This is a genomic window from Neorhizobium galegae (genome assembly GCF_017877055.1).
GTDB classification, from domain to species: Bacteria; Pseudomonadota; Alphaproteobacteria; order Rhizobiales; family Rhizobiaceae; genus Neorhizobium; species Neorhizobium galegae_D.
In genome coordinates this window covers 154,277-178,905 of record NZ_JAGIPG010000007.1, presented here as the reverse complement: position 1 = coordinate 178,905, position 24,629 = coordinate 154,277, and the positions used below count along the sequence as shown (strand labels likewise).

At 61.3% G+C, this 24,629-nt stretch carries 23 protein-coding genes and 2 pseudogenes; 8 read left to right on the top strand and 17 right to left on the bottom strand.

The genetic code is table 11. The features are described from left to right. Positions 1–47: 47 nt before the first annotated feature. The 6 genes from J2857_RS30035 to J2857_RS30010 form a co-directional block, all read right to left on the bottom strand. Positions 48–716 carry an RraA family protein gene (locus J2857_RS30035; protein WP_210013716.1) on the bottom strand — a complete coding sequence of 223 codons (669 nt, stop codon included), beginning with the start codon at positions 714–716 and terminating at the stop codon, positions 48–50. A 27-nt stretch (positions 717–743) separates the two neighbouring features. After that, on the bottom strand, positions 744–1,535 hold the full coding sequence (locus J2857_RS30030; RefSeq protein WP_046627479.1) for an ABC transporter permease: 792 nt from the start codon (positions 1,533–1,535) through the stop codon (positions 744–746). 4 nt (positions 1,536–1,539) lie between these two features. Beyond that, positions 1,540–2,409, bottom strand: a complete 870-nt coding sequence (locus tag J2857_RS30025) for an ABC transporter permease (protein ID WP_210013715.1) — start codon at positions 2,407–2,409, stop codon at positions 1,540–1,542. Then, the gene (locus tag J2857_RS30020) at positions 2,406–3,500 is read right to left on the bottom strand and encodes an ABC transporter ATP-binding protein (RefSeq protein WP_210013714.1); all 1,095 of its coding nucleotides are present in this window, start codon (positions 3,498–3,500) and stop codon (positions 2,406–2,408) included. The genes J2857_RS30025 and J2857_RS30020 overlap by 4 nt, the downstream gene beginning before the upstream one ends. Before the next feature lie 17 nt (positions 3,501–3,517). After that, positions 3,518–4,567, bottom strand: a complete 1,050-nt coding sequence (locus J2857_RS30015; protein WP_210013713.1) for an ABC transporter substrate-binding protein — start codon at positions 4,565–4,567, stop codon at positions 3,518–3,520. Positions 4,568–4,915: 348 nt separating this feature from the next. Beyond that, on the bottom strand, positions 4,916–5,848 hold the full coding sequence (locus J2857_RS30010; protein WP_046603054.1) for a 2-hydroxyacid dehydrogenase: 933 nt from the start codon (positions 5,846–5,848) through the stop codon (positions 4,916–4,918). Positions 5,849–5,988: 140 nt separating this feature from the next. Here J2857_RS30010 and J2857_RS30005 point away from each other — a divergent pair, with 140 nt between their 5' ends. Then, complete coding sequence (locus J2857_RS30005) at positions 5,989–6,906, top strand: LysR family transcriptional regulator (protein WP_210013712.1); 918 nt, start codon at positions 5,989–5,991, stop codon at positions 6,904–6,906. A 96-nt stretch (positions 6,907–7,002) separates the two neighbouring features. Here J2857_RS30005 and J2857_RS30000 read toward each other — a convergent pair whose 3' ends face one another. From J2857_RS30000 to J2857_RS29980, 5 genes are read right to left on the bottom strand one after another with little or no spacing between them, the layout of a single operon-like run. Next, the gene (locus J2857_RS30000) at positions 7,003–7,815 is read right to left on the bottom strand and encodes a creatininase family protein (protein ID WP_210013711.1); all 813 of its coding nucleotides are present in this window, start codon (positions 7,813–7,815) and stop codon (positions 7,003–7,005) included. Positions 7,816–7,825: 10 nt separating this feature from the next. Continuing rightward, positions 7,826–8,794: an ABC transporter ATP-binding protein gene (locus J2857_RS29995; protein WP_210013710.1), complete on the bottom strand. Its 969-nt coding sequence runs from the start codon at positions 8,792–8,794 to the stop codon at positions 7,826–7,828. After that, the gene (locus tag J2857_RS29990) at positions 8,791–10,719 is read right to left on the bottom strand and encodes a dipeptide/oligopeptide/nickel ABC transporter permease/ATP-binding protein (protein WP_210013709.1); all 1,929 of its coding nucleotides are present in this window, start codon (positions 10,717–10,719) and stop codon (positions 8,791–8,793) included. The genes J2857_RS29995 and J2857_RS29990 overlap by 4 nt, the downstream gene beginning before the upstream one ends. Then, on the bottom strand, positions 10,716–11,669 hold the full coding sequence (locus J2857_RS29985) for an ABC transporter permease (protein ID WP_210013708.1): 954 nt from the start codon (positions 11,667–11,669) through the stop codon (positions 10,716–10,718). Before J2857_RS29985 ends, J2857_RS29990 begins: the two co-directional genes overlap by 4 nt. Before the next feature lie 10 nt (positions 11,670–11,679). Then, complete coding sequence (locus J2857_RS29980; RefSeq protein WP_210013707.1) at positions 11,680–13,221, bottom strand: ABC transporter substrate-binding protein; 1,542 nt, start codon at positions 13,219–13,221, stop codon at positions 11,680–11,682. 402 nt (positions 13,222–13,623) lie between these two features. Between J2857_RS29980 and J2857_RS29975 the strand changes: the two genes are divergently transcribed. Together J2857_RS29975 and J2857_RS29970 are read left to right on the top strand one after the other, a co-directional pair. Then, a complete protein-coding gene (locus J2857_RS29975) occupies positions 13,624–15,189 on the top strand; it encodes a PLP-dependent aminotransferase family protein (RefSeq protein ID WP_210013706.1) in 1,566 nt (521 codons plus the stop codon). A 106-nt stretch (positions 15,190–15,295) separates the two neighbouring features. Then, positions 15,296–16,678, top strand: a complete 1,383-nt coding sequence (locus J2857_RS29970; protein ID WP_210013705.1) for an aspartate aminotransferase family protein — start codon at positions 15,296–15,298, stop codon at positions 16,676–16,678. 67 nt (positions 16,679–16,745) lie between these two features. On the opposite strand, the gene J2857_RS29965 is transcribed toward J2857_RS29970, so the two are convergent. Together J2857_RS29965 and J2857_RS29960 are read right to left on the bottom strand one after the other, a co-directional pair. Beyond that, positions 16,746–17,507, bottom strand: coding sequence for an SDR family NAD(P)-dependent oxidoreductase (locus J2857_RS29965; RefSeq protein ID WP_210013704.1), 762 nt, complete (start codon positions 17,505–17,507; stop codon positions 16,746–16,748). Positions 17,508–17,527: 20 nt separating this feature from the next. Then, a complete protein-coding gene (locus tag J2857_RS29960) occupies positions 17,528–18,271 on the bottom strand; it encodes a sulfite exporter TauE/SafE family protein (protein ID WP_210013703.1) in 744 nt (247 codons plus the stop codon). 219 nt (positions 18,272–18,490) lie between these two features. On the opposite strand from J2857_RS29960, the gene tauA reads away from it, so the two are divergent. The 4 genes and pseudogenes from tauA to J2857_RS29940 form a co-directional block, all read left to right on the top strand. Next, positions 18,491–19,498: a taurine ABC transporter substrate-binding protein gene (tauA, locus tag J2857_RS29955; protein ID WP_210013702.1), complete on the top strand. Its 1,008-nt coding sequence runs from the start codon at positions 18,491–18,493 to the stop codon at positions 19,496–19,498. A gap of 66 nt (positions 19,499–19,564) precedes the next feature. Beyond that, positions 19,565–20,356: a taurine ABC transporter ATP-binding protein gene (locus J2857_RS29950; RefSeq protein ID WP_210013739.1), complete on the top strand. Its 792-nt coding sequence runs from the start codon at positions 19,565–19,567 to the stop codon at positions 20,354–20,356. Next, a complete protein-coding gene (locus tag J2857_RS29945) occupies positions 20,353–21,210 on the top strand; it encodes an ABC transporter permease subunit (protein WP_210013701.1) in 858 nt (285 codons plus the stop codon). Before J2857_RS29950 ends, J2857_RS29945 begins: the two co-directional genes overlap by 4 nt. Positions 21,211–21,354: 144 nt before the next feature. Continuing rightward, positions 21,355–21,498 (top strand): annotated as a pseudogene (locus J2857_RS29940) (helix-turn-helix domain-containing protein); the annotation flags it as partial. A gap of 22 nt (positions 21,499–21,520) precedes the next feature. On the opposite strand, the gene J2857_RS31605 reads toward J2857_RS29940, so the two are convergent. Both J2857_RS31605 and J2857_RS31600 read right to left on the bottom strand, forming a co-directional pair. Next, positions 21,521–21,715, bottom strand: coding sequence for a hypothetical protein (locus tag J2857_RS31605; protein WP_432420194.1), 195 nt, complete (start codon positions 21,713–21,715; stop codon positions 21,521–21,523). After that, positions 21,660–22,031, bottom strand: coding sequence for a helix-turn-helix domain-containing protein (locus tag J2857_RS31600; protein ID WP_210013700.1), 372 nt, complete (start codon positions 22,029–22,031; stop codon positions 21,660–21,662). Before J2857_RS31600 ends, J2857_RS31605 begins: the two co-directional genes overlap by 56 nt. Before the next feature lie 86 nt (positions 22,032–22,117). Here J2857_RS31600 and J2857_RS31185 point away from each other — a divergent pair. Further along, positions 22,118–23,026, top strand: a pseudogene (locus J2857_RS31185) (aldo/keto reductase). A 189-nt stretch (positions 23,027–23,215) separates the two neighbouring features. On the opposite strand, the gene J2857_RS29920 reads toward J2857_RS31185, so the two are convergent. Together J2857_RS29920 and J2857_RS29915 are read right to left on the bottom strand one after the other, a co-directional pair. Continuing rightward, on the bottom strand, positions 23,216–23,518 hold the full coding sequence (locus J2857_RS29920; protein ID WP_245364029.1) for a putative quinol monooxygenase: 303 nt from the start codon (positions 23,516–23,518) through the stop codon (positions 23,216–23,218). A 58-nt stretch (positions 23,519–23,576) separates the two neighbouring features. Further along, positions 23,577–24,593 (bottom strand): NADP-dependent oxidoreductase, encoded by a 1,017-nt coding sequence (locus tag J2857_RS29915; RefSeq protein ID WP_210013697.1) that lies wholly within the window; start codon positions 24,591–24,593, stop codon positions 23,577–23,579. Positions 24,594–24,629 lie beyond the last annotated feature (36 nt).

The window sequence follows — 24,629 nt, the reverse complement described above, 5'->3', positions numbered from 1 at the left end:
GTCGTCGGAAACTGGCCGGAGCAAACACTCCGGCTAGAGAGCATGGATCAGCCGAGCTTTGCCAGAACTTTGGCGGACGCACCCGACAGATCGCCGAGCTTGACGCCGGTTTCGCGCACGCTTGCCTCGCGCGCCTTGCCGCGGATCTGGATGTCGATGGCTTTCTGTGCCTCCGATGCCACTTCTTCCGGCGGCAGGACGATGACGCCGCTCTCATCGGCCAGCACGGCGTCGCCCGGCATGACCACGGTATTGCCGACAGAAACCGGTATGTTAATCGCGCCGCCGAGGTCATAGATGCGGGTGGTAATCGGCGAGATGCCGCGGCACCACATCGGGAAATCCGACTGGACGATTTCCTCAAGGTCGGTGCAAGGGCCATCGACCACGGCGCCGACGGCACCGGCTGCCTTGGCGCCGACCGTCACGCCGCCGCCCCAGCAGGCATAGCGGTCATCATGCAACCGGTCGACGATGACGAAGTCGCCCGGGCGGATGAGGCTGAGAAGATGATGCAGCAGGGTGGAGTCTGGTCCGGGAATGGCAATGGTGACGGCGGTGCCGACAACGCGGCGGCCCGGTATCAGCGGCTGGATCTGCCGGTGTAGGAAGCCGAAATGCCGCCAGTGGCCAAGCGTCGCGGTTTCGACCTGTGCCAGAAGCTCGAGGTCCTGCTTGGCGATTTGTGCCGGCATCGGATTGATTTTGTAAGCCATTTTCGGATCCAATCTGTGACGTGAAAGTTAGCGGCCAAAGGCCTTGGCGAAACCGACGCTGCGTTCGACAACGAGTACGATGGCAAGCGAAAGCGCGATCATCAGAACGGCCAGAACTGCCACCATGGGGTCGGTGCGCTCATCGACATAACGGTAGAGGGCGACCGGCAAGGTCTGCAGCCGCGGCCCGACGATGAACAGCGAAAGCACGATCTCGTCGAAGGACAGGATGAGGGCGATGGCGCTGGACGCGATCACGCCGGGCGTCAGCCGCGGCAGGGTGATCTGCATGAACACCTGCAGCGGCCGGGCACCGAGCGTCATCGCTGCCTCGTCGACATCGGTGCCGAGATTGCTGAGCGCCGTCTGCAGGATGCGGATGCTGAAGGGCAGCGTCATCACCAGATGCGCCAGAACCAGGCCGGGATAGGTGGCGACAAGGCCGGCCGGCGTGAACACCATCAAGATGCCCAGGCCCAGCATCATCGCCGGCAAGACAAGCGGTGCGATGACCAGGCTGCGGATCAGCGCGCGGCCTGGGAAATCCAGCCGCACCAGCGCATAGGCGGCCGGCAGGCCGAGGGCAAGGCTAAGCGCAGCAACGACCCCCGCGATAATGGCGCTGTTGCGGAAACCCTGCATGAAGCTGGTATTGCCAAGCACCGTTCCGTACCATTTCAGGCTCCAACCCGAGGGTGGGAAGGACAGGTAGCTGTCGGCGCTGAAGGAGATCACCAGGATGATCGCCATCGGCATGAACACGATGCAGAATACCAGCGTGACATAGGTGCGAGAGATGAAGGAGAGGAAACGTGTCATGCCCTTATGCCCTCCGGGTCAGCAATCGCAGCACGAGACCGGTCAGCCCCATGGCGAGGACGAAAAACGCCAGCATGAGGAAGGACAGCGCCGCTGCCGTCGGCCAGTCGAGCGAGACCAGCGCAAGGTCGTAGACTTCGGTCGCCAGCAGGAACACCCGGCCGCCCCCCAGCAGCGATGGCGTGATGAACGACGATACGCACAGCACGAAGCCGATCGTCAGCGCGGCAAGTATGGCCGGCAGGCTGAGCGGCAGCGTCACGTGCCAGAAGACCTTCTGCGGCGGCGCGCCGAGCGACATGGCGGCATCATCCAGCCGCCTGTCGAGCTTGCCCAGCCCGGCCGCGATGGTGAGGAACATGTAGGGCATGATGCTTTCCGACAGGCCGATAATCACGCCCGAAAAGTTGTTGACCATCTGCAGTGGCGCGCTCGTCAGCCCCAGCATGCGCAGCAGGTGGTTGACCGGGCCGGCGTCGCCAAGCGTCACCAGCCAGCCGAAGGACCGTACCACGGCCGAGATCAGCAGCGGCGATGCGGCGAGCACGGTCAGTGGCGTGCGCCAGCGCGACGTCATCCGCGACAGCGACAGCGCCATCGGATAGGCCAGCAACAATGCCACCACGGAACATGTGATCGATACGCGCAGCGTCCGGCCCAGAAGGTCCAGGTAATAGCTGTCCTGGAGGATGCCGAGATAGGTCTGCAGGCTGATCGCCTTGGTGATTGCGCCATAATCCGAAATGTTCAGCGACATGCGGAACAGCCAGAGGATCGGGCCGATGAATGAGATCGCCAGCACGATCAGAACCGGCGCGAGAAGCAGCCAGGGTGTCATTCTCGTGCTGGTGCCGGGAACGGTGAAGCGGTTCATGCGGCAAAGATCCGCATGTCTGTGGAGCGCCAGTTCAGTGCCACATCGGCGCCCGGTTGCGCAAGCTGCGCTTCCTCGCTGCCGGGGCTAAGTTCGGCCACCAGCTTCTGGCCGCCGCCCAATTCCAGCTCCACCTCGATCACGCTGCCGACGAAGACGCTGCGGATGACGCGTGCCGTCAGTCCGCCGGCATCTGGCCTGGAAACCTGGATGGCATGCGGTCGCACCATGGCGGACATTTTTGCGCCTTCACCGGCGTCTTTCGGCAGTTCGTCGACGCCTGGCGCGGGCAGCGCCTGGCCTTCGTGATCGAGCCGCGGCGCGCCGGTTCCGAAACTGAGGGTCGCCGGCACGCTGTTGGCTCGGCCAATGAAGCCGGCAACGAATGACGTCGCGGCCTTGTCATAGACCTCGACCGGGGTTCCGATCTGCTCGAGCCGGCCGCCGTTCATCACGGCGATCCGGTCGCACATGGTCAGCGCTTCCTGCTGGTCATGGGTGACGAACAAGGTGGTGATGCCGGTGCGGGATTGGATATCGCGGATCTCGAAGCGCATCTCGTCGCGCAGGCGGGCATCGAGGTTCGACAGGGGTTCGTCGAGCAGCAGGATTTCCGGCTCGATGACGATAGCGCGGGCAATCGCGACACGCTGCTGCTGCCCGCCCGAAAGCTCGGCGGGACGGCGGCCGCCAAACCCTTCGAGCCGAACCGCTCGCAATGCTTCGGCAACCCGTGAAGCACTCTCTTCCTTGCCGACCTTGCGCAAGCGCAGGCCGAAGGCGACGTTCTGGGCCACTGTCATGTGTGGAAACAGCGCATAGGACTGGAAGACCAGGCCGAGATTGCGTTCCCACGGCGGCCGGGACACGATGTTCTCGCCGCCCATGATGATCTGTCCGGATGTCGGGGCGAGAAGCCCCGCGAACATCCGCAGCGTGGTGGATTTCCCGCAGCCGGAGGGACCCAAAAGCCCGATGAATTCGCCCCTGGCGATATCGAAGGACAAGGCGTCGACGGCCGGGCGTTCGCCGCCATAGTCGAAGGTCAGCTTGTCGATGGTGATATGGGCGGGCGATGAGGCGAGCTTCATGGGTCCGTCCTACTGTTTCACTTGCCGGCTGAGATGATCTGGCGCTTCCAGATCTGGTTCCACTCATCCGACTTCGTGGCAGCCCAGCCCCAATCGAGCGGCAGCGTCTTGTCGATCTGGCCTGAAACGGTACGCGCGGTGGCGGCGGCGCTGACCTTGGCCTTGGCATTGACCGGTGCGTAGAACATCGCTTCCGTGAAGGCGGCCTGTGCCTCGGGCGACAGCGCATAGTCGATGAAGGCTTTGGCGGCGACCGGATTCTTGGAGCCCTGCACGAGGTTGATCGTGTTGATCTGCAGAATGGTACCTTCCTTCGGCAGCATCACGCCAAGCTTGCCCTTGGATTCGTCGGCATAATACTGGCCGCGGGCGTTCCAGCCGGTGCCCAGCACATCGGTGCCGTTGATGACCAGCGTGTAGGCATCGGGCTTGGGGTCGAAGGTCTGCACGCCCGGCGCCATCTCGGCGAGCTTGGCCGCGGACTGCTTGACCGACTTCGTGTAGTCCTCGCCCAGCATGGCCGAGGTCATCACCATCAGGCCGGAGCCGAGAATGGATGGCATTGAGGTGACGGCCAGCTTGCCGGCATAGGCCTTGTCCCAGAGAACCGCGAGGGAGGTGGGGGCGGTCGGGAAGGCTTCCTTGTTGTAGATCACCACGAGGTTGTCGAAGGTGACGGCCGGGCCATAACCTTCCTTGACGATGGCCTGCGGTACCAGGTCTACGAGGTTTGGAACGTCGGTTTTTGTCAGCGGTGCCAGCAGGCCTTCCTTGTCGCCGATCAGCGAGGTGGAAACGTCGAAGATCACCACGTCGGTCTGCGGGTCGCCGGCCTGCGAGCGCAGGTTGCCGAGCATGGCCGAGGAGGCATTGGAGGCGAAATAGTTCACCTTCACATTGGGATATTTCGCCAGGAATGGCTTGATCACCGCATCGTTGTATTTGTCCTGAAAGACCCCGGAATAGGCGGCGAGAGTGATCTCCCCCGAAACATCGGCGGACTGGGCATGCGTGGCGGTTGAGATCAGCGCGGCAAAGATGACGGGGGCAAGAAGACGGGTAATCATCAGCACATTCTCCTGTCGGGTGAAGCGGCCCGGTTGTCGAGGTGGCTGCCAGGATGGCAGGCGGCACGGCGAGGCGTGGATCGGCCAGAGCCTTCTTCGCCCGGCCTGTCCGTCTTGGCGAAGCTGGCGGGCGTTTCAAACGATCCACTGCCCCACGATGCAACGATCTGCGGCCGGCATTGTCCAATCGAATTTTCTTAAGTCCAACATCAGAAAAATTTTGGAAAAAATTGCCTGATTTTTTAGCCGATTGCCGAACTAAGAGACTGAATTGTGATGAATTCAGGCCTCCAGCCGTCACGATGGCGGCCAGAAGGTCAGGGGGATCTGAAAATGAAATCTATGGGATTAGTAGCCGCGTTTGGCATCCGCGAGATCGGCGACGGTTCCGGTCTCCTGGAAGGTCCTGATGTTCTTGGCGACAATCTTGCTGCCCGTCGGTGCGTCGATCAGCGACGCCACGTGCGGCGTGACCGTGATCTTCGGGTTGGTCCAGAACGGATGCGTCTTAGGCAGCGGTTCGACATGGAAGACATCGAGCGTCGCGCTGCTGATCTGGCCCGAATTCAGCGCCTCGACGAGATCGCTGTCGACCAAGTGCGGACCACGCGCCGCGTTGACGATACTGGCGCCACGCTTCAGCCGGTTGAAGGTGTCGGCATTGAGAATGCCTCGCGTGCTTTCGGTCAAGGGCAGCAGGCAGACCAGGATTTCCGTGCCCTCGAGAAAGGCTCCGAAACCCTCGGCGCCGGAAAAGCATTGTATGCCCGGCAGGTCCTTCGGAGATCGCGACCAGCCGCGGACCTCGAAGCCGATCTGCTTCAGGAGATCGGCTGCGACGGCGCCGAGGTTGCCCAGGCCCATCACGCCGACGCGGCGCTGGGTGGCGGGTGGCACGACGATCTGCTCCCAGAGCTGGCGCGCCTGGTTCGCCTGGATGGCGGGAAGTTCGCGGTGGTGGCGCAGGACATGCAAAGCCACGTATTCCTTCATCCGCTGCGTCAGGTCGGTGCCGACGGTGCGGATGATCGGCACATGTGTCGGCAACTGCTCGTCGGCCAGGACGTGATCGATGCCTGCCCCCAGCGAGACGATGGCCTTCAGGTTCCGGAATGGCTTCATGGAGCCGGTTGCTGGCCGCCAGAGCACGGAATAGGTGACCGCATCAGGATCCGGCACCTTGTCGATCGGGTAGACGTTCCAGTCCGGCATCAGATCGCGCAGCATCTGGCACCACCACTCGGTCTTGTCTGCGGCGGGCAGCGAAACGACAATGTTCATGGAGCATCCTCATTGGCTCATGCGTCACGGTGTGCCTCCATTCACCGCAGGACAGGCGCGCAGGTCAAAGCAAAAATTCCTGTCTCTTTCATAGAAAATCTTTATGTAGATTTTTGATCGCTTTGATCTAGGCTCTGATCATGAATTTCAAACAGCTGGAAGCCTTCTACTGGCTCACTCGTCTCAAGAGCTATCAGCGCGTTGCCGATCATATCGGTTTAACGCAACCAGCTGTTTCAGCGCGGATATCCGGGCTGGAAGACAGTCTGGGCATCCCGCTTGTCGATCGTGCCCAATCCGACTTCACTCTGACTGAACAGGGGTATGAAGTCGCCGAATATGCCGAGACCTTTCTCAATCTCAGTGAGACGCTGACCAGCCGTCTGAAGTCGAAGCAAAAAAGACGTTATACGATCGGCGTGGTTTCCATGGTCACCCAGACATGGGCGGTCACCTTGCGCCACAAGATTGCCGCCCTGCCGGACCCGCCGCTGGTCGATTTCTATTCCGGCTCGAATCTCGATCTGCGACCCATGGTAAAGTCCGGCGCGCTGGACATGGCGTTCGTCACCGGAGAAGCCGGACTACCGCAGATCGTGGACAGCTTTTCGGTCCAGTATCATGTCGGTTGGGTGGCTCGGCCGGATGTGGTGGGCGAGATCAACCGGCCTCTGACACCGGATGAACTGCGCGAGTTGCCGCTGGTACTCTACCCGCATACATCGCCGCTGTTCGGGCCTGTTGCCGACCTGATCGAAGAGACGAAACGCCGCCCCAATTCCCGCCACACCGGCAATTCGCTGGCCACCATCTGCGAGATGGTCAGGGCCGGCTATGGCGCCTCGGCAATGCCTCTGGTGTCGCTGGAGCCGGAAATCACCACCGGAATGCTGGTCGAGATCCCGACCACGGTCCAGCTTGCTCCTCTCGATATCCGCTGCGTCCACCAGAACAGGGCGCGCAAGGCGCAGACCGAGCAGATATTTCAGCTGGCCCGACAGGCTGCGGAGGAATGGGTGGCAGCCCATCCGCGGTATGTCAGCTTTCGCAAGACCTGAGTTCCCAACGGGTCGCTTCAGGAATCCCCGGGGCATGCCGCGGATGTTCTTCCGGAATGCGGCGCCCAACGGCACCGCATTCCAGACGGTAAGTCATCAGGCGGCAAAGCGCTTGGAGACGTGGTCGCGGATGAAGCCGGCGCCGATCTTGACCAGGCGCTCGGTCAGTTCTGCCCCCGTTTCGGCAGAGCAATAGGCCGGATCGCCGCCCCATACGCCATGGGGCGCCGTTTCCATGGCCTCGATCGGTGCCTGCAGGCGGGCACCGGCATATTTAAGCGCGGCAAAACCCGCGACATCCACGCCCATCGCCTTCCGGCCCTTCGGTGGCGCCTTGGCGAGATCCATGCGCAGGATTTCGGGGTAATAATGCAGGCCGACCGATGTCAGCGGATCGCCGCCGTGACCGGAGGACTTTGCAGCTGCTTCCGGCCCAAGGATCTCCTTCAGCAGTTCATAGCTGATCTGCCACAGATACATCGAAGCCACGAACATGCCGTTGGCCTGGCGCCATTTCAGGGAAACCTCGTTGATCGCGCTGACATTGCCGCCATGGCCGTTGATGACTAGAACCTTGGTCAGGCCGTGGCGGGCCAGGCTGGCAAACATGTCGTTCAGGAGGGCGACGAGCGTCGACTGGCTGAGCGCGATGCCGCCATGCGAGGAGCCGAAATAGTCGGCGCCGCCAAAGGGGATCACCGGGGCAATGAAGGTGGGAACGCCTTCGGCACGCGCGGCGCGGGCAATGTCGAGCGCCACGGCTTCGGCCGCGAGATAGTCGCCCATCGGCGCGTGAGTGCCCTGGTCTTCCAGCGAGCCCATCGGCAAAAGGATAACGGCGTCGTCGTTGAGGAACTGGCGGGCTTCTTCGCTGGTCAGTTCGGCGATCTTGATCTTTTCAGTCAGCATGTTGATTTCCTTACAGGATGTCAGTTCTAAGACAGGCCGACTGATGCTGATCGCCAGCCGTTTGCAGCGGCGGGACGGTTTCGGCACAGGCGGGCTGGGCGTAGGGGCAGCGGCTGCGGAAGATACAGCCGGAGGGCAGGGCGAGTGGCGAAGGGATCTCGCCGGTCAGGCGGATACGGCGGCTTTCGCGGTGCAGACTAGGCTCGGCCGAGACAAGTGCCGCCGTATAGGGATGTTTGGGTGAGAAATGCACCTGATCGGCCGGGCCGACCTCCATGACGCGGCCGAGATAGAGAACCATCACCCGGTCGGAAATGTAGCGTACCACCGAAAGGTCGTGGCTGATGAACAGCAGCGAGACGCCGGTCTTGGCACGCAGGTCGGCCAGAAGGTTTAGAATCTGCGCCTGGATGGAGACGTCCAGCGCCGACACGGCCTCATCGCAAACGATGAAGCTCGGCTCGACGGCAAGCGCCCGGGCGATGCCGATGCGCTGTCGCTGGCCGCCGGAAAATTCGTGTGGGCGCCGGTCGAGAAAGCTCGGGTCCAGCCCGACGAGGGTGACGAGTTCGATCAGGCGCGGTCCGCGAGCAGCACCCTTGTGCAGCCCATGGGCATCAAGCGCTTCCGACAGCACCGCGCGGATGGTCTTGCGCGGGTTGAGGCTGGCATAGGGGTCCTGGAAGATGATCTGCATCTCCTTGCGCAGGCTGCGCATCTGAACCGTCGAGATGCTGTTCAGATCCTGCCCGCCAAAACGCATCACGTCGCTCTGGGAGTCGATCAGGCGCAGGATGGCGCGGCCGATCGTGCTTTTTCCGGAGCCGCTTTCGCCAACGAGGCCAAGCACTTCGCCCGGCGCGACGCTGAAGCTGACATCGTGCAGCACTTTCAGGGATCGCTTGGAGAAAAGCCCGGTCCGTCCGATCGAATAGCTTTTCTCGAGATTCTGGACGTCGAGAAGGGGGGCGGCTGTCATGCGGCCTCCGTCTGGTGGTTCTTCATCAGGCCGGCCGGGGCTTCCGGCGCCCGCAGACAGCGCACGGCGCGCTCCCCATCGGCGCTTGGATAGAGTACCGGCCGGATTTCGGCGCAGGTGGGCATCGCGATCGGACAGCGGTCACGGAAGGCGCAGCCGGAAGGGCGGGCCGACGGCAGCGGCGGCGTGCCGGAAATTGCCGGAAGCCGGTCACCGTCGGTGGAGTGCAGCCCTTCATGCGAGGACGGCATGCTTTCGATGAGCGCGCGTGTATAGGGATGATGCGGATCGCGCAGGATCTGGTTGGCGGGACCTTCCTCGACGATCTGGCCCGAATACATCACTGCCACGCGGTCGGCGATATCGGCGACGACGCCGAGATTGTGGGTGATGAACAGCAGGCTGAGGCCGTTTCCCTGGTCCTGGCGCAAGGTTTGCAGCAGTTCTATGATCTCGGCCTGAATCGTCACGTCGAGCGCGGTGGTCGGTTCGTCGGCGATCAGCAGGCGCGGTTCGCAGGTGAGCGCCATGCCAATCATGACGCGCTGGCGCATGCCGCCCGACATCTGGTCCGGATAGCTGTCGATCCGCCGTTCGGCGTCATTCATGCCGACGCGTTTCAACAGCTGGATGGCATGGGCGCGGGCGTCGGATTTCGACATCGGCCGATGCGCCTGAATGGCCTCGATCATTTGATCGCTGATCTTGTGGATCGGATTGAGCGAGGTCATCGGTTCCTGGAAGATCATGGCGATGTCGTTGCCGCGGATATTTTCGAGCGTACGCGCGTCCAGAAAGCCGAGGTCGACGACTTCCCCGGTCTTGCGTCGCAATTGCAAGGTGCCGGAGGCCTGCCGGATCGCACCAGGCAGGAGGCCCATCAGCGCCAGCGACGAGAGCGATTTACCCGATCCGCTTTCGCCGACAAGGGCCGTGCACTCGTTGGCGCGCAGTGTAAGCGACACGTCTTCGATAACGGCCGCAGGTGTTCCGAAGCGGGTGGTCTCGAGCCGCAGCTTGTTGATGACGGCAACCACGTTCGGGTCCCTGATGGCCGGTGCGTCGGCCAAGGCCAGCGGCTTGGAAACCTCATCCATGCCGCTGCCGGACGCGCCCTTCGGGTCCAGCGTGTCGCGCAGGCGGTCGCAGAAGAAGTTGATCGCGTAGATCGTCAGCACCAGGGCGGCGCACGGGATCATGATGCCGAGCGGGTCTTGGTTCATGAACTGCCGCGCACCGCGGATCATCTGTCCCCAGGAGGGTGCCGGCGGTACGACGCCGAGGCCGAGGAAGGACAGACCGCTTTCGATGGTGATCGCCGCTGCGGCCGTCAGCGAATACTGCACCGACAACGGGCCGGCGATATTCGGCAGGATGGTGCCGAGCACGATGCGGCGCGACGGCGTGCCGAGAGCGCGGGACGCTTCGACGAAATCGAGCGAGGTAACGCGCAACGCTTCGGAAAAGGTGATGCGCGCAAAAGTTGGGAAATAGAGGACGGAAAGCACGGCCACCAGCGTGCCTGCCCCCGGTCCGAACAGGGTGACGACCAGCAGCGCCAGCAGGATGGGCGGAAAACAGAGGACGATGTCGGATAGCCGGCTTGTTATGAATTCTGAGGGGCCGCGGAAATAGGCGCCGATCAGACCAAAAAACGTGCCGATGATGAAGGCGATGGTGGTCGCGACGAAGGCTACGGTCAACGATACCTGTCCGCCATGAAGTACCCGGGCCAGCCGGTCGCGACCGAATTCGTCACGTCCCAGCCAGTGTTGCAGGTCCGGCGCCGCCAGCCGGTAGCGGACGGCGATTTTGATCGGGTCTTCAGCGGTGATCAGCGGAGCGGAAAAGGGGATGATGATCAGTGCTGCCAGCAGGACGCTTGGCAGGAGCATGCGCTTGGGAAAGTTACGGGCCGACATCATTGCAGGCGGATCCTCGGATCTAGCAGCGATGACAGGATATCGATCACCAGATTGATACCGATGAAGATGGTGGAGACGGTCAGGATGACGGCGCGAACCGTCGGGTAATCCCGCTGTTCGACCGCCGAGACCAGCAGGCCGCTGAGGCCCGGCCAGTTGTAGATGAACTCGACGAGAACGGTGGAGCCGAGAAGGATACCGAGTTGCAGGCCAACCACGGTGATGATCGGGCCGAGCGCGTTGTAGAGGATGTGCCGGCGGACCACGCGCTTGCGACGAAGGCCCTTGGCAACGGCGGTGCGCACCCAGTCGTGGCCGCGCATTTCGAGAACGCTGGCCCGCGTCATGCGAAACACGATCGTGGCCAAGTGCAGGCCGACAGTCAGCGAGGGCAGGACCAGCATCTGCAGATGTTGAGCGGGATTGGTCGCGAAGGCGACATAACCGCCGGCCGGCAGCCAGCCCAGGATCTGCGCGAAGAAGTAGATGAACAGGGTGCCGAGCACGAAACCCGGCACGGAGGTCAAGAGCGCGTTGATGGCAGACGTGGCAATGTCGAACTTGCCACCGGCCCGCAATCCCGCCGCCGTGCCTGCCGGAATTGCCAGCAGCAGCGCAAAAATCGTACCGGCGACGATGATTTCCAGCGTGCGCGGCAGGCGCAGAGCGATAACGGACGAGATCGAGCCGTTATCGACGATCGATGTGCCGAAATCCAGCCGTGCCGTGTTGTAGAGGAAGGTTACGTATTGAGTAAGGACGGGCTGGTCGAGCCCCATATTGGCCCGCAGATTGGCAATGGCTTCCGCGGAAGCGGAGCCGCCGCCCGTCGACAGCAGGAGTTCGGCCGGGTCGCCCGGTACAATGATGAGAAGCGAGAAGATGATCGTGCCGATAACCAGCAGCATGGCAGCAGCTGCTGCCATGCGACGAGAGATGAAGGCCAGCATGAAGCGCTCCTTATGCGAATTTGGTCTCGTCGAGTGCGTAGCCTGATGAACCGCTGAGGAAGCCGGGCAACTGTTCGAACCCTTCGACCGACTGCTTCATCGCATAGGCCTGGATGCGCCAGTTGAGCGGAACCTGCGGCACTTCCTCGTAATAGGCGACGACCAGTTGCTGGTAGATCGCCTTACGCTTGTCCGGATCGACCTGGTTGCGGCCCTGTTCGAGCAGGCCGTCGATGCGGGCGCTCTTGAAGCCGAAGGACTGTAGGTAGGACGGATTGCCGGAATAGAGCAGCGACCAGAGCGCATCCGGATCATTGTAGTTGCCCGACGTGCCGTGGACGGCGATGTCGTATTTGCCTTCCTTGCCCGCCGTGACGCGTGTGCCCCAGTCGGGAAGATGGAGCGTCGCATTGATGCCGATGGCGCCAAGATAGGCCTGAACAACGGAAGCAGTGTCCTGATGCATGCCGTAGGTTGCGGTGGCCAGCAGGCGGCATTCGAAGCCGTTGGCATAACCGGCCTCGGCGAGCAGTGCCTTGGCTTTCTCGACGTCGTATTTCCATTCATGGGCCGGATCGGCCAGATCGAATTTGGACCCTCGGGGGTTGGGGAGACCGAAAAGCGGCTCGCCACGGCCGGCAAAGGCGGCATCGACGACATCCTGCCGTTCGATCGCATAGCCGACTGCCTGGCGCACCTTTGGATTGGCGAACGGGCCGCTGGTGACGTTGAACAGCAGGAACATGAACGGTCCCAGCGTGGTCTTCATCTTCAGCGCCTTGGAAGCTTCGACCGCGTCGAACTGGGTCCAGGGAAGATATTCGATGAGGTCGACGTCGCCTGCTTCGAGTGCCGCATAACGCAGATTTTCGTCGGCATAGGCGACGAAGCGGATGCCGTCGACCTTCGGCTGATCCGCCTGATAGAAGTCCTTGAAGCGGGCAACCTCGATATAGACGTTCTTTTCGCTGCCCTTCAGCGTGAACGGACCGGCGCCGATGATCTCGCTGTCGGTGCTCCTCTTCGAAATGACCGGGCAGCAATAGCTGGCCATCAGGTCGAGGAAAATCGCGCTCGGCGCTTTTAGCGTGATTTTTACCGCTTTGTCGTCCACCGCCTCAACTGCCGAGATGATTTTGAGGTCGCTCTTCAGATAGGCCGTGGAACCCTCCTTGGTGACCTCGTTCAGCGAAAAGGCGACGTCTGCGGACGTCACCGGGCTGCCGTCATGGAAGACTGCGTTCGCGCGCAACTTGAAAACGACAGTGGTCGGATCGGTCCACGAGAAGCTGTCGGCCAGTTCCGTCACCAGAGTGCCGCTGGCGTCGTAACCCATCAGGCCGCGGTACAGCATCAGCTTGACGGTGTTGGCAGCGCCGCCGGTGTTGTCGAAGGGCTTGATGGTCGGCGGGAAGGTCGAGAGGCCGAATTTCAGGACAGGGGTCGGCGTCTGGGCCAGCGTGCGCTGCGGCAAGGTGAGCGCGACAATGCTGGCGCCGAGGCTGATCAGTACACTGCGTCTGGTGGGGGTCAGGCAATCGGAAGGTGTCACAGCTACCTCGGGTTTGTTGGAGGAAAAGTGCGGCTTCGGTTGTTCCCGCAATCCAGCTTCCTTGACGTCTGCTGTCCAATCGAAAAAATTTTGATGGGATATAGATTTCTTTGCCGGCCAATGAATTGATGGCGCTGCCTGTTAAATCAGCGATTGATTCTTATGCACAAATCATAATCAGGCATGCTTTGTTGGCAAGCCTGTAGCGTCATCGAATTTTTTCGCCGGCCAACGAATTTTCCGTTCGAACTACGGTGTGAAGGTGTCCGTCAGGCGCTTTGATCATGGTTTGACGGCAGCTGCCTTGAGCGATCCGATCGATTAATGCCAGAGATGATAACCTCAGGCTGAGCATCGGCCGTTAGGGGTGGCAACTGGCCCGTTCCTTGCTTTTGATCTGTCATGAAGACTTCAAAACCCCAGCGTCTGCAAACAGTCACGGACGTCACATGGCGGCGCCTGTTCCGGGCGCTTAACAAGGATGGGCAGGCTCTCAACCTGCAGATCCGCCGGATGATCGTCAACGCGATCGAAACCGGCGTGCTCAGTCGCAATACGAGATTGCCATCGACAAGACAGCTTGCGGCCCTTCTTGGCGTTGCCCGCAACACGGTGACCACCGCCTATCAATTGCTGGCCGACGAAGGTTTCCTGGTCTCCAAGGAACGCAGCGGCATCTATGTGGCGGCGGGTGGAGCGGCGCCGGTGGTCAACAATCAGCCGTCGGGCTCCGTCGGTGATTGGCAGGCGCGGTTCGCCATCCAGCCGTCGGCCCAGCGGCAGATCTGCAAGCCGCGCGACTGGATGGACTATCCCTATCCGTTCCTGTTCGGGCAATATGATCCGGCGCTCTTCCCGACCAACAACTGGCGCGAAGCCGTGCGCGCGGCGTCCAGCGTCAAGGAGATCCAAGGCTGGGCGGGCGACATGATTGACGACGACGATCCGGACCTCGTCGAGCAGTTGCGCAGCCAGGTTCTGCCACGTCGAGGTATCTTCGCCGGGGCCGGCGAGATCATCGTGACGATCGGCTCGCAGCAGGCCCTGTCGATGCTCGTGCAGTTGCTGGTTGGCCGCCGCACGACGGCCAGTGTCGAGGATCCGGGATACCCCGATGTGCGCAACATGGTCAGCCTTGCGACATCGAATATGGTCTGCCTCAATCTCGACCGCCACGGCGTGATCCCCGATGCAGATTTCGCGCGCAGCGACGTAGCTTTCCTGACGGTCAGCCATCAGTGCCCGACGACCTCCGTGATGCCGCTCGAGCGCCGCCGTCTGTTGCTGCAGGCGGCCCGATCCGACGACGTCCTGATCGTAGAGGATGATTACGAGGCCGATCTTTCGATCGAAAGCGACGGCGACATTCCATCGCTGAAGAGCCTGGATAGCGATGGCCGAGTGATCTATGTCGGCAGTTTTTCGAAGGTGCTCGCACCGGGCCTGCGGGTAGGCTACATCGTCGCGCCGCGGCCGGTGATCGACGAGCTGCGGGTGCTGCGCCGGCTGATGCTGCGTCATCCGCCGACCAACAACCAGCGCGCCCTGGCAAACTTCATCGCGCTGGGGCATTACCGCCAGCATCTCAACCGCACCGGAACGGTGATGCTGCAAAGGGCGCAGATCATCGGCGAATGCCTTCCTCAGCTGCTGCCCTCCTGCAAGGTGACGCGCGGCGAGGGCGCAACCAGTTTCTGGATCGAGGGGCCAAAGGATTTTGATGCCCGACGCATGATGGAAGCGGCCCGGCAGGCCGGCATCCTCGTCGAAGCCGGCGACATCTTTTTCCACGACCCGGCGCGGGGCCGCCGTTTCTTCCGGCTCGGATTCGGGTCCATCGCGGCAAACCGCCTCGAAGCGGGGTTGTCGCGCCTGGCGCCATTCGTCGAACCGCCCCGGCCATCGGCTGCACCATCAGCGCCACGCCGCACGTCCGCATCGATCCATACGACCCTCACCGGACCGTGACGCCGTGGGTCCAGAACGGACAATCGATGGTGCCAGAAGCGGGTTACGTCGTCACAAGGCCTGTACCGCGTGTTATTCGAACACTCCACATTCAAGGAGATGCCCCGTGAATTCGGCGATATTACCCAACGATATTCAGGCCGTGATCGAAGCCGACCGCGCCCACGTCTGGCACCATCTGACACAGCACAAGACGTTCGAGACCGTCGATCCACGCATTTTTGTCGAGGGCCGCGGCATGCGGGTCTGGGATGCGACCGGGCGTGAATATCTGGATGCGCTCTCAGGCGGCGTGTGGACAGTCAATGTCGGTTTCGGTCGGGAAAGCATTGCCGACGTGGTGCGCGATCAACTGGTCAAGCTCAATTACTTCGCCAATTCCGCCGGCTCTGTCGCCGGTGCGCTTTTCGCGCAAAAGCTGATCGAGAAGATGCCCGGCATGAGCCGCGTCTATTATTCGAACTCGGGATCGGAGGCCAACGAGAAGGTCTTCAAGATGGTGCGGCAGATCTCGCATCGCCATCACGGCGGGCAGAAGTACAAGATCCTCTATCGCGAACGCGATTATCACGGCACCACGCTCGGCACGCTTGCCGCCGCCGGCCAGCCGGAACGGCGCGAACAGTACGGGCCGTTGCCCGAAGGTTTCCTCGAGGTGCCGCATTGCCTGGAATACCGCAGCCAGTACGGTGACATCGCCAATTATGGCGAGCGTGCCGCCGATGCCATCGAGGAGGTCATCCTGCGGGAGGGGCCGGAGACGATCGGCGCTCTCTGCCTCGAGCCGGTTACTGCGGGTGGCGGCGTCATCGTTCCGCCCGAAGGGTATTGGACGCGGGTGCAGGAGATCTGCCGGAAATACGACATTCTCCTTCATATCGACGAGGTTGTCTGCGGTATCGGCCGGACCGGAAAATGGTTCGGTTACCAGCATTTCGGCATTGAACCGGATTTCGTGACGATGGCCAAGGGTGTTGCCTCCGGCTATGCGGCGATTTCCTGCACCGTCACCAATGAGAAGGTTTTCGACCTCTTCAAGGACGACCCGTCGGATCCGATGTCCTATTTCCGCGACATCTCGACCTTTGGCGGCTGTGTCGCCGGGCCGGTGGCGGCGCTCGAAAACATGCGCATCATCGAAGAGGAAGACCTGTTGGACAACACCACCCGCATGGGTGAACGCATGCGCGCCAACCTGCGTGAATTGCAGGAGCGTCACGCCGTGATCGGCGACGTCCGGGGCTTGGGTCTTTTCTGCGGCGCGGAACTGGTCAGCGACCGGCAGTCGAAGATACCCGTCGAGGAAAAGCAGGTGCAGGCGGTCATCGGTGCCTGCATGGCCGACGGCGTGATCATCGGCGCGACCAACAGATCGCTGCCGGGCCTGAACAACACGCTGTGCTTCAGCCCGGCTTTGATCGCGACGGCTGCCGACATCGACACAATCACCTCCGCTGTCGATCGGGCACTGACAAAAGTGTTCGGCTGACGATTTGCCGATCTCGTTCGTCGGAACAAGGGCTCGGCAACACCTGCCGGCCGCTTGTTCATTTCGGTCAGGCCGGCTGATCGCGGTGGACCTGGAAGGGCGCCCAGGACTGGCTGACGGGCATGATCTCGAGGCTGTTGATGTTGACATGCGCCGGCAGGCTGGAGACCCAGTAGACCGTCTCGGCGATGTCCTCGGGCTGCAGCGGATTGGCGCCCTGATACAGCCGGTCGTAGGATGCCTGGTCGCCGCCGGTCCGCACCAGCGTGAATTCGCTTTCCGAAAGCCCCGGCTCGATCGAGGTTACCCGAACGCTCTTGCTCGACAGATCGCTGCGCAGGCCCAGTGAAAACTGGCGCACGAAGGCCTTGCTGGCACCATAGACATTGCCGCCCGGATAAGGCCAGTTGGCAGCGATCGACGCCAGGTTGACCACAAGGCCGCGGCGCGCAACCAGCGTTTCCAGAAGAAGCCGGGTGATGGTGACGAGACCGGTTATGTTGGTGTCGATCATCGTTTTCCATTCGGCGAGATCACATATGTCGGCCGGTCCGGTGCCGAGCGCCAGTCCGGCATTGTTGACGAGCGCATCGATCGCCTGAAAACCAGACGGCAATGATTGGATCGCATCGCGCGTCGCAGCCTCGTCCTGGATGTCGAAACACAGCCCGAAAGCGCGTGCTGTTCCTCCCAGTTCGATGACCAGCTGATCGAGACGGTCCTTCCGGCGGCCGGTCACGACGACATTCCAGCCTTCGGCCACGAAACGTCGGGCTATGGCCTGGCCGAAGCCCGAGGTGGCGCCGGTGATAAGCGCGATTTTCGACATGATATGTTCCTTTCGAGGGATCAAGCGGCAAGGAATGCGCCGATTGCTTGGACAAGGCCGATGGCGGCGATCAGAACCAGACCGCCGGAGGAAAGTCTATGCCAGAGGTTCGGTGATCTCCGGCGTGACAGGAAAAAGCCGACACCGAAGCCGGCGAGCGTCAGCGGGAAATAGAAGGCAAGCAGTTGCACAAGCTGCCAATCGATCGTGCCGATGAAGAACCGGCTGACGAGACTGGCGATGTCGATAACGCCGAAGAAGACCGCGAGTGTACCGCGAACATGCTGTTTCTGCGTTCCGCCGGCCAGCAGCCATGCGGCAGCCAGTGGCCCGCCGACAGCAAAGGCCGACAACAGCAGTCCGACGGCAAAACCGAACAGGATGCCGAATGGTTGGCTGGCCAGCCAGTGCGGCGGGTTGCGGATCATCGCCACGCAGGCCGCAAGGGCGACGACGATCGCGACCATCATCCGGGCCGTGTTTCCGTCGAGGTGTGCCGCCAGCAACCCTCCGCAAACTGCGCCGCAAAGACCGGACACGAGAAGGATGCGGCCCGCGGCCCAGTCGACCGAGCCATGTTTGCGATCCGTGAGCGTGAAGGCCGTCAGCAGCAGGTCGTTGAGCAGGATGAAAGGCACGCTGATGGCGGGCAGCATCAATGCTTCGGAAATGCCGAGCGAAGCGACCATCGCATACCCGAAGCCGGTCACGCCACGGAACGCCCCCGCGCCGATCGTTGCCATCGCAATTGCCAGCGTTTCCATGAAACCTCCAGAACCAGAGCGGTTCCCATACGATATCCGCACACCGGTCTAGGCAAATGGGACGGCGTGGGTCAGGGCCAGACGACATCAATGATGGGACCAGTGCGCATCCACTGGGCCAGATCGCTGGCGAATTGGCTGCAACTGGCTCTTTCGGCATGGCAATTGCTTCACGCTTAATACGGGCATCCATCCGGTCCTCTTTTAGGAGTGAAGTTCATGAACCGCCTGAGCAAAGCATTTGTATCCGCGGCCGTGACGTGCAGCGTGGTGTTCGGTGTGTCCGTCACCGCTTCGGCTGCGGACAAGAGCGTCACATTCGCCTATCAGGACATGATGACGCCGATCCGCGTCCTGATGGAGTCCGGCAAGCTCGAGGCCGAGACCGGCTACAAGATCAAGTGGGTGAAATTCGGTGGCGGCGGCGATGTCATCCGCGCCATGTCGTCAGGCGACGTCAATATCGGCGAAGCCGGTTCTTCGCCGGTTGCGGCGGCTGCGTCGCAGGGCCTGCCGATCAAGCTGTTCTGGATCCTCGACGACATCGCCAACGCCGAACAGCTAGTCGTCCGCAACGGCAGCAACATCAAGACGATCGCCGACCTGAAGGGCAAGACGGTCGCTGTGCCGTTCGTGTCGACCTCGCACTACCAGCTGATGTACGCGCTTTCCGAGGCGGGGATTTCCTCCAAGGACGTCAAGCTGCTCAACATGCGGCCGCCGGAAATTGCCGCCGCCTGGGAGCGGGGCGATATCGACGCGACGTTTATCTGGGCGCCGGTTCTCGATGTCGCCAAAAAAAGCGGCACTGTCATTGCCAGTGCCGGCGATTTCGCGGTCAAGGGCAAGGCAACATTTGACGGTATCGTCGTCACCGACGAGTTTGCCGGTGCCAATGCCGAGTTCATGACGAAATTCGTCAAGCTGCTGGCCGCCTCCGATGCCGACTATGCCAAGAACAAGGCCTCATGGACGCCGGAGTCGACCGAAGTCCGGGCCGTCGTCAAATGGACCGGCGCCAGCCCGGCCGATGTTCCGGCCGGCATGGCGGCCTACAAGTTCCTGCCGCTCGAGGAACAGGCATCTGCCGCATGGCTCGGTGGCGGCGCTGCTAAGGCACTGCAGTCGACGTCAGAATTCCTCAAGGAACAGGGCCGTGTTACCGACCTCGCGCCCGATTACGCGGCCTTTGTCACCGACGAATATGTGAAGGCGGCTGCCAAGTAAGCCGAGTTTTCCAAGGCCGGACCGATCACGTCGGTCCGGCGCAGTCTTTTCAAGGAGTGAGGCATGATGCTTCAGATACGCAATGTCAGCGTCCACTACGGAGAAGGCGAAAGCGGCACGGTCGCCTTGTCGCGCATTGATCTCGATATCGAGCCTGGCGAGTTCGTGGTGGCGCTTGGCGCCTCCGGTTGCGGCAAGACCACGCTTCTCTCCTGCATCGCCGGTTTCCAGCCGGTAACCGACGGCACGATCCTGATAGACGGAAACCCGGTGACCAGGCCGGGTGCCGATCGCGGCGTGGTTTTCCAGCGCCACGCATTGATGCCGTGGCTGTCGGTCGTCGAGAACGTGGCGTTCGGATTGCGCATGCAGGGCATGCCGAGGGCGGACCGGCTCAAGCGCGCCCGCCACATGCTCGATCTCGTCAGCCTCGACGGTTTTGCCGACAAGAAGATCTACGAGCTTTCGGGCGGCATGCAGCAGCGTGTCGGCATCGCCCGGGCGCTGGCGGCCGATCCGCGTATGCTGCTGATGGATGAGCCGCTGGGCGCGCTCGATGCCTTCACCCGCGAGCAGGTGCAGGAATTGATCCTCGGCGTCTGGGCCAAGACCAGCAAGATGGCCTTCTTCATCACCCACGACGTCGAGGAAGCTATTTTCCTCGCCACCAAGCTGATCATCATGACGCCGCGACCCGGCCGGATCGCCCGGATCATGCCGCTGGAGTTCAGCAGGCGGTTCCTCGACAGCGGCAATGCGCGGGCGGTGAAATCTTCGCCCGACTTCATCGCCGTTCGCGAGGAGGTGCTTGCCGCCATCCACAAGGGTGACGGGATGACACAGGATGCAGCAGCATGAGCGATCTCCCAACAAGCCATCCGGTCGCGGCAACTGTTCCTGTCCGGAAGCAGGCCGCAAGGGCGCGGCGCCGGGCGGGTCCGCTCAGTGGTGTGCAGATCGGCCTGATCAGTCTGCTGATGGTCGTGTTCATGCTGGCCGTCTGGATGATCATAACTCATCTCGGTCTGGTGAAGCAGTTGTTCCTGCCAAAGCCGGAGACGGTGCTGAAGGCTTTTTCAGACGCGATCGACGGCAGAATTGACGGCGCGCCGCTGACGGAGCATGTGGCGATGAGCCTTTTCCGGGTCATCTTCGCCTTTGTCCTCGCCGCCCTAATCGGCATTCCCGTCGGCCTTGCCATGGGCATCAGTCCCGCAATTCGCGCCATGCTCGACCCCTTCATCGAGTTTTACCGGCCGCTGCCACCGCTCGCCTACCTGCCGCTGGTGATCATCTGGTTCGGCATCGGCGAGACGTCCAAGGTGCTGCTGATCTTCCTCGCCTGTTTCGCGCCGGTGGCGCTGGCTGCGCGCGCCGGGGTGCTTGCCGCTTCGTCCGACCAGATCAACGCTGCGCGGGCGCTGGGTGCCAGTCGCCTTCAGCTTCTCCGCTTCGTCATCCTACCGGCAGCGCTTCCCGACATTCTGGTCGGGCTGAGGATCGGCATGGGCGTCGGCTGGACGACGCTGGTGGCCGCCGAAATGGTGGCGGCCTCGACAGGTGTCGGCCAGATGGTGCTAAACGCCTCCAACTTCCTGCGTACCGACATCGTGCTGATGGGCATTTTCGTGATAGGCTTCTTCGCAGTGGTTTTCGAGTTTGCCATGCGCTGGCTCGAGAAGAAGCTGGTTCCGTGGCGTGGCATGGCCTAGGAGGCGCTCCGGCTAGATTTGCATGACGGCGGCTAGGCTGATCTCCCGATTTTCTCGAAGCCGTCCGAATGTTTTGCGCTCACGCTGGCCTATGTTGCGTCCTTATCAAGGAGGTAACGACCGTCATACAGCCTGACGCGACATTCGGCCGGGATGGTGGCGAAAATGCTCGACGTCACGCCGCAGGCGGCGCGGCGGATCGTTGGGGAACTCGGCCTCAGAGAGATAATGGGGAGGGGATTTGCGACTCCAGATCAACTACCATCGATAACCTATAATTCTGGTTGACCGATTTACCCTAGGCGATTTGTCAGTCGATGGTGGACCGCCTGACCCCTGTCGCCACGATCGCCAACAGCCGGCGTAACTGCTCTATGTCAGCGGAGAAGCTCGCGGCCGCGACAACGCCAGACAGAACCACGGTGAGATCGTCTGACCGAACATCGTCCCTAATGGAGCCGTCGACAGATCCTGCAGAGATAAAGGAGGCGAGCGCTCCATCTATGCGTTTCTAGGTGACTGAGGTCGAGGCTTCGCGCGACATCAATGTATCGCGATAGCCATATTTGCAGCGCCTCAAGCGCACTGGTCTTGCTTATAAGTTCCGGAACTCCCGCGATCAGTTCGTCGAGGTCGGAGCGATAGACGGCCTCCGCCAGATGATCCCTGCTTGGGAAGTGTCGATGAAGGGTGCCGATCCCGACACCGGCGATCGTGGCGATCCGTTCTAGAGGGACTTTATCTCCGCCAGCCAGAAACGCATCGCGTGCGGCGGCAATGAGCCGCGCCGCGTTCCGTGCGGCATCTGCCCGGGGTCGCAATTGGTTTTACAAATGGAGATGCCTCCGTTTAATGATTTGGAAACGGAGGACATTCCGTTTTGTAATTCCTAGCACAGGACACTCGTATGACCCAGACCTCGCACCCGACGTCACTTGGTGGAACTGTCAATTTTGCGCGGTATTCCGTCGCGCGCGTGGGATACGGCGCAATGCAGCTTCGAAATAGTTCTGGTGATCGCGAAGCTGCAATTGCACTTGTGAAGCGGGCTATCGCGCTCGGCGTCAATCATATTGATACGGCCGAATTCTACGGTGACGGCTTCGTAAATCATGTGCTGCGGGATGCGCTTCGAGGCGAACCCGATGTCGTGGTCGCGACCAAGCTCGGCGCCGATCCGAATCCGGGTCAGGGATCTCCGATCAGGCTCGCTCAGCGACCCGAGGAATTGCGGGCGAGCGTTGAAAGAAACCTGAAAAGTCTCGGCCTGGAGCAGATCCCTTTGGTTAACCTGCGTCGCGCTGATATCGGTCCACATATTGCGAAAGGGGACCAGCTTGTCGACATCGAAGATTAGATCGCCACGATGGTGGCATTGCGCGAAGAAGGGAAAATTGCGACCATCGGTTTAAGCGCCGTCAGCTTGGACATCGTGCGCCGGGCCTCTTCGGCCGGTATCGCATGCGTTCAAAATGCTTACAGCCTTGTGGACCGGGAGTTTGAGGACGTCTTCAGATTTTGTGCGGAGACCAACTTAGCGTGGGTTCCTTTTTTCCCGTTGGGCGGTGCTGTTCGGGGCATGCCGAAAGTGACCGAGCAGCCCGAAGTGATCGCTGTGGCAGATCGGTTGGGTGCGACGCCCTCGCAGGTCGGTTTGGCTTGGCTACTGAAGCAATCTGAAAATACATTGCTCATCCCAGGAACGAGTAGCGTTGCCCACCTCGAGGAAAACTGCGCCGCGGGTTCAGTGACGCTTGACGAGGATGCAATGCGCGAACTCGATGCAATCAAAGTCGGCCAAGGGGCAATCTGCTAAAGCGAGGCTGTTCGGGTAGCGCAAAACCGTTCGGGATGTCAGTGAATAAGCGGCCGATGTAGGTGTTCTTGTGGGATCAACTCCGCTGCAGATGCAGGTCCTTTGGCCTCCCGTGGGCTCGGATGAGCAATCATGGTCAACGTCTAATACCCTCTTGAACAGGCCCGGCCAGGCGACCGAGACAATTCTTCAATCCAGCAAGCCCCTTTCATTCGAAGCGTCAAACTTCCTCACATCGCCCCGCATGCGTCCCTGCCACCGCGCAACGAAAGCTTTGGTCTCCTCCGCATCAAGATGAGCGCTCAGCGCCTCCTGATCGGCCCAGCGTTCCGTGATCAGCAGCCTACCCGTCTCGGGATTGTCAAGTGCCGCATCATAAGAGATGTTTCCGGGCCGCTGTCTCGTCACGATCGCAAGAACCTTCAGTTCCGCAAGAAATTGCGGAACCTCAGTCGGATCGGTGTGCATATATCCTGTTACTATCAGCATCATGCCTGCCTTAGTTGTAGAGCCTTCAGTGGGGTGACCGCACTCATGTGACCTGGCGTCATCAAACCGCCTTGAGTACGATCTTGCCTTGAATGCTCCCTTGCGAAGCGCGCTGATGGGCAGCAGATGCTTCCGCCAATGGAAACTCGCTGTCGATGACGACTCGAATTGCGCCGTCGTCGAGCAATCGACCGATTTCAGCCAGTTGCGCGCCATTTGATCGGACCTGGGTGGATGAGACGGTAATCCCACGCCTCGCAGCGTCCTCCTGGCCGGAGAAGCCCAACGGATTGACGAGGAAGAGAGCCCCACCCGGCCTGATAACGCTCAAGAAGCGTTCAATGTTCGGGCCACCAACGGCATCCATTACCAGATAGAAATCCTGTCCGACTGCTTCGATGGAAGTCTTGGTGTAGTCGATGAACTGGCTTGCGCCGAGTTCGCGAAGAAGCGTCTCGTGCTTCCCAGAGGCGACCGCAGTGACATTGGCACCCTTCCATTTCGCAACCTGAACCGCCAGGTGGCGGACGCCCCCGCCTGCGCCATTGATCAGGACACGTTTGCCCTCAAGCGGGATCGGGGCATGAGGAAATGGCTGGAAGGGGTTGGGTGCATCATGGCCAAGCTCCACGAGGAACTGCCAGACTGTAAGAGCTGACATCGGCGCGCCGGCCGCGTGGAGGTGATCGATCCCCGATGGCTTCTTTGCGAGTTCCGATGCGGGCACGCTCACATAGTCAGCATAAGCGCCACTCCCTTTCATCAGGTCGTCCGGGAAGCGGACCATGGCGTAGACCTCATCCCCAACACTGAATTGCGTAACCTGTTCGCCCGTTGCTGCAACGAGCCCGGATACGTCGGTGCCAAGGATCAGCGGAAATTTTGCATTGGGCCGCCATTCGGGAGGCAGAGCCCGATAGCCGTCACGCAAATAAAAGTCCGGTGGATTGAGGCTGGCCGCGTGGACACGGACGAGCACTTCGCCACTCGCTGGCACGGGTCGAGGAGCGTCCTCATAAACTAAAACATCGGGGCCACCGAATTCGTGCAGTCGGACTGCCTTCATCATCTCAGTCATTGTAACCTCGTCTGTGAAATTCCGTTGTCTCCAATC

What these genes read in the sequence shown, in the direction of transcription:
- J2857_RS29915 (WP_210013697.1), bottom strand. Translation starts at nt 24,593, where the DNA reads ATGACTGAGATGATGAAGGCAGTCCGACTGCACGAATTCGGTGGCCCC.
- J2857_RS30030 (WP_046627479.1), bottom strand. Translation starts at nt 1,535, where the DNA reads ATGACACGTTTCCTCTCCTTCATCTCTCGCACCTATGTCACGCTGGTA.
- J2857_RS30010 (WP_046603054.1), bottom strand. Translation starts at nt 5,848, where the DNA reads ATGAACATTGTCGTTTCGCTGCCCGCCGCAGACAAGACCGAGTGGTGG.
- tauA (WP_210013702.1), top strand. Translation starts at nt 18,491, where the DNA reads ATGAACCGCCTGAGCAAAGCATTTGTATCCGCGGCCGTGACGTGCAGC.
- J2857_RS29975 (WP_210013706.1), top strand. Translation starts at nt 13,624, where the DNA reads ATGAAGACTTCAAAACCCCAGCGTCTGCAAACAGTCACGGACGTCACA.
- J2857_RS29985 (WP_210013708.1), bottom strand. Translation starts at nt 11,669, where the DNA reads ATGCTGGCCTTCATCTCTCGTCGCATGGCAGCAGCTGCTGCCATGCTG.
- J2857_RS30020 (WP_210013714.1), bottom strand. Translation starts at nt 3,500, where the DNA reads ATGAAGCTCGCCTCATCGCCCGCCCATATCACCATCGACAAGCTGACC.
- J2857_RS30025 (WP_210013715.1), bottom strand. Translation starts at nt 2,409, where the DNA reads ATGAACCGCTTCACCGTTCCCGGCACCAGCACGAGAATGACACCCTGG.
- J2857_RS29945 (WP_210013701.1), top strand. Translation starts at nt 20,353, where the DNA reads ATGAGCGATCTCCCAACAAGCCATCCGGTCGCGGCAACTGTTCCTGTC.
- J2857_RS29960 (WP_210013703.1), bottom strand. Translation starts at nt 18,271, where the DNA reads ATGGAAACGCTGGCAATTGCGATGGCAACGATCGGCGCGGGGGCGTTC.
- J2857_RS29995 (WP_210013710.1), bottom strand. Translation starts at nt 8,794, where the DNA reads ATGACAGCCGCCCCCCTTCTCGACGTCCAGAATCTCGAGAAAAGCTAT.
- J2857_RS30000 (WP_210013711.1), bottom strand. Translation starts at nt 7,815, where the DNA reads ATGCTGACTGAAAAGATCAAGATCGCCGAACTGACCAGCGAAGAAGCC.
- J2857_RS30015 (WP_210013713.1), bottom strand. Translation starts at nt 4,567, where the DNA reads ATGATTACCCGTCTTCTTGCCCCCGTCATCTTTGCCGCGCTGATCTCA.
- J2857_RS30005 (WP_210013712.1), top strand. Translation starts at nt 5,989, where the DNA reads ATGAATTTCAAACAGCTGGAAGCCTTCTACTGGCTCACTCGTCTCAAG.
- J2857_RS29950 (WP_210013739.1), top strand. Translation starts at nt 19,565, where the DNA reads ATGCTTCAGATACGCAATGTCAGCGTCCACTACGGAGAAGGCGAAAGC.
- J2857_RS29965 (WP_210013704.1), bottom strand. Translation starts at nt 17,507, where the DNA reads ATGTCGAAAATCGCGCTTATCACCGGCGCCACCTCGGGCTTCGGCCAG.
- J2857_RS30035 (WP_210013716.1), bottom strand. Translation starts at nt 716, where the DNA reads ATGGCTTACAAAATCAATCCGATGCCGGCACAAATCGCCAAGCAGGAC.
- J2857_RS29920 (WP_245364029.1), bottom strand. Translation starts at nt 23,518, where the DNA reads ATGATGCTGATAGTAACAGGATATATGCACACCGATCCGACTGAGGTT.
- J2857_RS29990 (WP_210013709.1), bottom strand. Translation starts at nt 10,719, where the DNA reads ATGATGTCGGCCCGTAACTTTCCCAAGCGCATGCTCCTGCCAAGCGTC.